The 6,648-nt window shown below is 72.9% G+C and carries 2 protein-coding genes; both read left to right on the forward strand.

The genetic code is table 11. The features are described 5' to 3' along the window. The first annotated feature begins 117 nt into the window (after positions 1-117). A complete protein-coding gene (locus tag AB0I11_RS21920; RefSeq protein WP_357323309.1) occupies positions 118-816 on the forward strand; it encodes a cellulose binding domain-containing protein in 699 nt (232 codons plus the stop codon). A 161-nt stretch (positions 817-977) separates the two neighbouring features. After that, on the forward strand, positions 978-6,473 hold the full coding sequence (pulA, locus tag AB0I11_RS21925; protein ID WP_357323312.1) for a pullulanase-type alpha-1,6-glucosidase: 5,496 nt from the start codon (positions 978-980) through the stop codon (positions 6,471-6,473). Positions 6,474-6,648 lie beyond the last annotated feature (175 nt).

A 6,648-nucleotide genomic window follows, 5' to 3' on the forward strand; every position in this document is an offset into this window, starting at 1 on the left:
GTCGACCGGACGGGCGGATCGCCCCGGCCCGGCTGGGAACGGCCGTTGTCCCTGGCTACGCTGGCGCCGCGACGAGGCAGCGGGGGGTACGCTCACCCCCGGAACAGGGGGAGGATCATGTCCCGCACGCGGCGTGCCCGCCCGTCGGCCGGCGCCGCCATCGCGTCGTCGCCCTGGATCGTGGTCTCGATCGGCGTGCTCGTCATGGTGGTGCTGCTGCTCGTCGCGCTGGGCGCGACCCGGAGCCGGCGTCCGTACGCCGATGCGCCGCTGCCGCCGGACGGGCGGATGACGCTGCCCGCCCTGGCGACCACCACGGCGGCGCCGCCGACCTCCGCCGCGGCTCCGGTGGCGCCCCGGGTGTCACCCCGGTCGACGGTGCTCTCCGACCGGCCGACTCCGAGCGCGTCGGCCACCCGGACTCCCGGCGGCGGCCGGCCGGTCCCGCCGAGGTCCGCCACCCCACCGCCGGCCTCGGCGGCCTCGCCGGCCGTGTCCTCCCCGGTGACCGGCCGGTACGGGGTGGTGAGCAGCTTCGACGGTGGCTTCATCGGCCAGGTGCGGCTCACCAACACCGCCGGCGCCGCCCGGGGCTGGACGGTGCGGCTGTCCTTCCCGCGCGGGCGGGTCGTCACGTCCTGGATGGAGGGCGCCGAGCAGGGGACCGCCACGGTCGTCGACGGCGTCTTCACCTATCGCAGCGGCGTGGACCTGAAGCCGGGCGAGGTGGTGCGGCTGCGTTTCCACGCCGAGAACACCGGCACCACCCGGCCGGCCAGTTGCACGGTCGACGGGTCGCCCTGCATCGCCGGCTGACGCATCGACCGCCGTCGGCGGGACGGCGGTAGGTCCGCGGGTCGCTCATGCTGCGCTTTCGCAAGGTTGCTGCTTTGTTGCGACCTGGTTTGCAAGGTATTGCAGAATGTTTCGGCAAGGGCTAGCGTGCGGGCGAATCAGCGACCAGAGAAAGGCCGTCGATGAAACCCCCGCCGATATCTCGCAAGGCCCTGCTGGCCTTGGTCTCCTCCCTGGTGCTCACCCTCGTCGGCGTGCCGGTGGCCATCCACCAACTGGGTGCCGACGGCGGCGTACCCGCCACCCCCGACGTGCTGGCCGCCGCCGGAGCGCCCCAGTGGCGCACCGAGCCGTCCGCCGAGACACTGCTCAAGGCCGGCAACGACGACGCGCAGGCCGAGCAGTTCTACTTCGTCCTGCCGGACCGGTTCGCCAACGGTGACCGGCGCAACGACACCGGTGGCCTGAGCGGCGGCCGGCTCGCCACCGGTCTGGATCCGACGGACAAGGGCTTCTACCACGGCGGCGACCTCAACGGCGTCATCGACAAGCTGGACTACATCCAGGGCCTGGGCACCACGGCCATCTGGCTCGCCCCGATCTTCAAGAACCGGCCCGTGCAGGGCGCCGGCGCCGACGTCTCGGCCGGCTACCACGGTTACTGGATCACCGACTTCACCCAGGTCGACCCGCACTTCGGCACGAACGCCGAGCTGAAGAAGCTGGTCGACCTCGCGCACCGGCGCGGCATCAAGGTCTACCTCGACATCATCGCCAACCACACCGCCGACGTGATCCGGTACGCCGAGGACAAGTACGGCTACGTGGACAAGAAGACCGCGCCGTACACCGACGCGCAGGGCCGGGCCTTCGAGGACCGCAACTACGCCGACGGCACCCGCGCCTTCCCGCGGGTCGGCACCGGGTCGTTCCCGTACACCCCGACCTTCGCCAGCCCGGCCGACGCGAAGGCCAAGGTCCCGGCCTGGCTCAACGACCCGACCATGTACCACAACCGCGGCGACTCCACCTTCGCCGGGGAGAACAGCGAGTACGGCGACTTCTACGGGCTGGACGACCTCTGGACCGAGCGCCCCGAGGTGGTCCGCGGCATGACCGACATCTATGCGCAGTGGATCGGCCGGGCCGGCGTGGACGGCTTCCGGCTGGACACCGTCAAGCACACCAACCTCGACTTCTGGCCGCAGTTCACCCGCGGCATCAACGCGGCCGCCGCCCGGGCCGGCAAGCCGGACTTCTTCATGTTCGGCGAGGTCTACAGCGCCGACCAGGAGATCGAGTCGACGTACGTGCGCCGCGGCGGGCTGCCGGCCACCCTGGACTTCTCCTTCCAGGAGGCCGCCCGCGGCTACGCCGCCGCCGACGGCTCCGCCAAGGCGCTCGCCGACGTGTACGCGAGGGACGACCTGTACGCCGCGCGGAACACCGACGCCAACCGGCTCACCACCTTCCTCGGCAACCACGACATGGGCCGGATCGGCTCCTTCATCGCGGCGACCGGCGGGGACGACGCCGCCCAGCTCAACCGGGACCAGCTCGCCCACCAGCTGATGTTCCTCACCCGCGGTCAGCCCGTCGTCTACTCCGGCGACGAGCAGGGCTTTACCGGCCCGGGCGGCGACAAGGACGCCCGGCAGGACATGTTCGCCTCGAAGACCGCGGACTACCTCGACGACGACCTGATCGGCACCACCCGCACCCACGCCGCCGACCAGTACGACACCGGCCACCCGCTGTACCGGACCATCGCGGAGCTGGGCCGGCTGCGGCAGGCCCACCCGGCGCTGCGCGACGGCATCCAGGTCACCCGGTACGCCGCCGACGGCCCCGGCGTCTTCGCCTTCTCCCGGATCCAGCCGGCGCAGCGCACCGAGTACGTGGTCGCCGTGAACAACGCCGCCACCGCGCAGACTGTCACCGTGGACACCTGGTCGGCCGGCGCCACCTTCACCGGCGTCTACGGCGGCGCGGCGAACGCGACCGCCGGCGCCGACGGCAAGCTGGCCCTGACCGTGCCGGCGATGTCGGCCGTGGTGCTCCGCGCCGACCGGGCCGTCCCGCCGGCCGGCTCGGCCCCGACGATCACCCTCACCGCGCCGGGCGACGCCCCGGTCGCCACCACCGCCACCGTGACCGCGCAGGTCACCGGCGACCCGCTCGCGACGGTCACCTTCGCCGCCCGGGTGCCCGGCGGGAAGTGGACGCTGCTGGGCAGCGCGCACCGGGCCCCGTACACCGTCCACCACGACCTGACCGGTCTGGCCGGCGGGACGAAGGTCGAGTACAAGGCCGTGGTCCGTGACGGCCGGGGCCGCCTCGCCACCACCCGGTCCACCGGCGTGGTCGGCACCCCGGCGCAGGGCGCGTCGCGGGACTGGGCCGTCGTGCACTACCAGCGCCCGGCCGGCGGGTACGCCGACTGGGGCCTCTACAGCTGGGGCGACATCGACCCGGCCTACCAGACCGACTGGCCGAAGGGGCAGCCGTTCGCCGGTGAGGACTCCTACGGCCGGTTCGCCTGGGTCAAGCTGAAGCCGGGCGCCACGTCGGTCGGCTTCCTGGTGGTCGACTCCGACGGGACCAAGGACGTCGCGGACGATCGCACCATCGACGTGACACAGACCGGCGAGGTCTGGGTCAAGCAGGGCGACCCGACGCTCTACCCGACCCGGCAGGCCGCCACCGGCGAGCCCGACCCGCCGGCCGACCCGAGCACCGCGGTCATCCACTGGCGCAAGGCCGACGGCGACTACGCCGGCTGGGGCCTGCACCTCTGGGACGGCGCGGCCACCCCGACCGACTGGGGCAGCCCGCTCATGCCGGAGAAGATCGACGCGTACGGGGCGGTGTTCCGGGTGCCCCTCGCGGCCGGCGCCACCGGGCTGAGCTACATCGTGCACCGCGGCGACACCAAGGACCAGCCGGACGACCAGCGGCTCGACCTCGCCACCGCCGGGCCCGAGGTCTGGCTGCTGGCCGGGGTCAAGGGCCGGCTGCTCCCGCCGACCACCGCCGGCGTCGCCAAGGATCTCGACCTCACCAAGCAGAAGGCGCAGTGGATCGACCGCGCCACGATCGCCTGGTCGACCGGCCCCACCGACGGCAAGCGGTACGCCCTGGTGGCGGCACCGACCGGCGGGCTGGGCATCGCCGACGGCGAGCTGACCGGGACGTACACCACCCTGCCGCTGGCCGCGCAGCGCAACGGGCTCACCGAGGCCCAGCGGCAGGCGTACCCCCAGCTCTGGGCCTACCGCGCGTTCACCCTGGACCGGGCCGACCTGGCCAAGGTCCCGGCGGCGCTGCGCGGGCAGCTCGTGGTGACCGAGCGGGACGCCGAGGGGCGCCTGCTCGGCGCCACCGGGGTGCAGATCCCCGGCGTGCTCGACGACGTCTACCGGGGCGCGACCGACGCGCGGCTCGGGCCGACCTTCACCGGCGGGGTGCCGACCCTGGCCGTCTGGGCGCCCACCGCCCGCGCGGTGTCGCTCCAGCTCTACGACTCGCCCACCGCGCCGGCGAAGACGGTGGCGATGCGCCGCGACGACGGCACCGGCGTCTGGTCGGTGCGCGGCAGCCGGGCCTGGACCGGCAAGTACTACCGCTACCAGGTCGAGGCCTGGCAGCCGGCGGCACAGAAGATGATCACCGCGTCGGTGACCGACCCGTACTCGGTGGCGCTGGCGCCGGATTCCACACACAGCCAGATCGTCGACCTGAACGACCGGGCGTTGGCCCCGGCCGGCTGGGCCGACCTGCGCAAACCGGCGGCGGTGCCACCCGCGAAGGCGCAGATCCAGGAGCTGTCGGTCCGCGACTTCTCCATCGCCGACGACACCGTTCCGGCCGAACGGCGCGGGACCTACCTGGCCTTCACGGAGCCGGACACGGCCGGCATGAAGCACCTGAAGGCGCTCGGCGACGCCGGCGTGACCCACCTGCACCTGCTGCCGGCCTTCGACTTCGCCACCATCCCGGAGCGGCGGGCCGACCAGGCCCGGCCGGCCTGCGACCTGGCCGCGTTGCCACCCGACTCCGACCAGCAGCAGAAGTGCGTGGCGGCGGTCGCCGACGCCGACGGCTACAACTGGGGGTACGACCCGCTGCACTACACCGTGCCGGAGGGCGGCTACGCCGTCGACCCGGCCGGGGCGAAGCGGACCACCGAGTTCCGGCAGATGGTCGCCGGCGTCAACCGGGCCGGCCTGCGCGTGGTGATGGACGTGGTCTACAACCACACCTCGGCGGCGGGGACCGACCCGAAGTCGGTGCTCGACCAGATCGTGCCGGGCTACTACCAGCGGTTGCTGGAGGACGGCAGCGTCGCCAACTCGACCTGCTGCGCCAACACCGCCCCCGAGCACGCCATGATGGGCAAGCTCGTGGTGGACTCCCTGGTCACCTGGGCGAAGCAGTACAAGGTGGACGGCTTCCGGTTCGACCTGATGGGCCACCACCCGAAGGCCAACATCCTGGCCGTCCGGGCCGCGCTGGACCGGCTCACCGTCGCCCGCGACGGGGTGGACGGGAAGAAGATCCTGCTCTACGGCGAGGGCTGGAACTTCGGCGAGGTCGCCGACGACGCCCGGTTCGTGCAGGCCACCCAGGCCAACATGGCCGGCACCGGGATCGGCACGTTCAACGACCGGCTCCGCGACGCGGTGCGCGGCGGCGGGCCGTTCGACGGCAACCCGCGGCTGCAGGGCTTCGCGTCCGGGCTGTTCACCGACCCGAACGGGGACGACGTCAACGGCTCGGCCGCCGAGCAGCGGGCGCGGCTGCTGCACCAGCAGGATCTGATCAAGGTGGGGCTGACCGGCAACCTGCGGGACTACCGGTTCACCGACTCCTCGGGTCGGCGGGTCACCGGCGCCCAGGTCGACTACAACGGCTCGCCGGCCGGCTACACGGCGGCGCCCGGGGAGGCGGTCACCTACGTCGACGCGCACGACAACGAGATCCTGTACGACGCGCTGGCGTACAAGCTGCCACAGGCCACCTCGGCCCGGGATCGGGCCCGGATGCAGGTGCTCGCGCTGGGCACGGTGGTGCTGGGGCAGGGCACCGGGTTCGTCACGGCCGGCTCGGAGCGGTTGCGCTCCAAGTCGCTGGACCGCAACTCCTACAACTCCGGGGACTGGTTCAACCAGATCCGGTGGGACTGCGCCGAGGGCAACGGCTTCGGCGCCGGTCTCCCGCCGGAGCAGGACAACAAGGACAAGTGGCCGTACGCGAAGCCGCTGCTGGCCGACCCGGCACTGGTGCCCGACTGCGCGGCGATCGACCTGGCCGACGCCCGGTACGCCGAGCTGCTGGAGATCCGCCGGTCCTCGCCGGTGTTCGGGCTGGCCACCGCCGGCCAGGTGCAGCAGCGGGTCGACTTCCCGCTCTCCGGTGACCGGGAGACCCCGGGCGTGCTCACCATGACCCTGGACGCCCGCGGGCTGGGCGGGTCGTGGCAGTCGGTGACCGTGGTCTTCAACGCCACCCCGGCGACGGCGAAGCAGACGGTGACCGGCCTGCGCGGCGCGAACGTGGCGCTGCATCCGGTGCTGCGCGAGTCCGCCGACCCGGCGCTGCGGACCGCCTCGTTCGACCGGGCCGACGGCACGTTCACCGTGCCGCCGCGCAGCGTGGCGGTCTTCGTGCGGAGCTGACGCCGAACGGGGTCCGGCCCCCTGCCACCGTCAGGTGGCAGGGGGCCGGACCGTTGCGCGGTCGCGCCGCGGTACGTCCGTCAGTTGAAGCAGTCCTTGACGGTGCCGGCGCAGTTGGTGGGGTCGTTGTTGGTGATGGTGGATTCGTCGTCGAGGCGGACCTTGCCCTCGTTGT

Origin of the sequence: Micromonospora sp. NPDC050495 (assembly GCF_040655175.1) — a bacterium.
Classification (GTDB): Bacteria; Actinomycetota; Actinomycetes; order Mycobacteriales; family Micromonosporaceae; genus Micromonospora.

Coding starts and splice junctions, on each gene's coding strand:
- AB0I11_RS21920 (WP_357323309.1), top strand. CDS start 118: ATGTCCCGCACGCGGCGTGCCCGCCCGTCGGCCGGCGCCGCCATCGCG.
- pulA (WP_357323312.1), top strand. CDS start 978: ATGAAACCCCCGCCGATATCTCGCAAGGCCCTGCTGGCCTTGGTCTCC.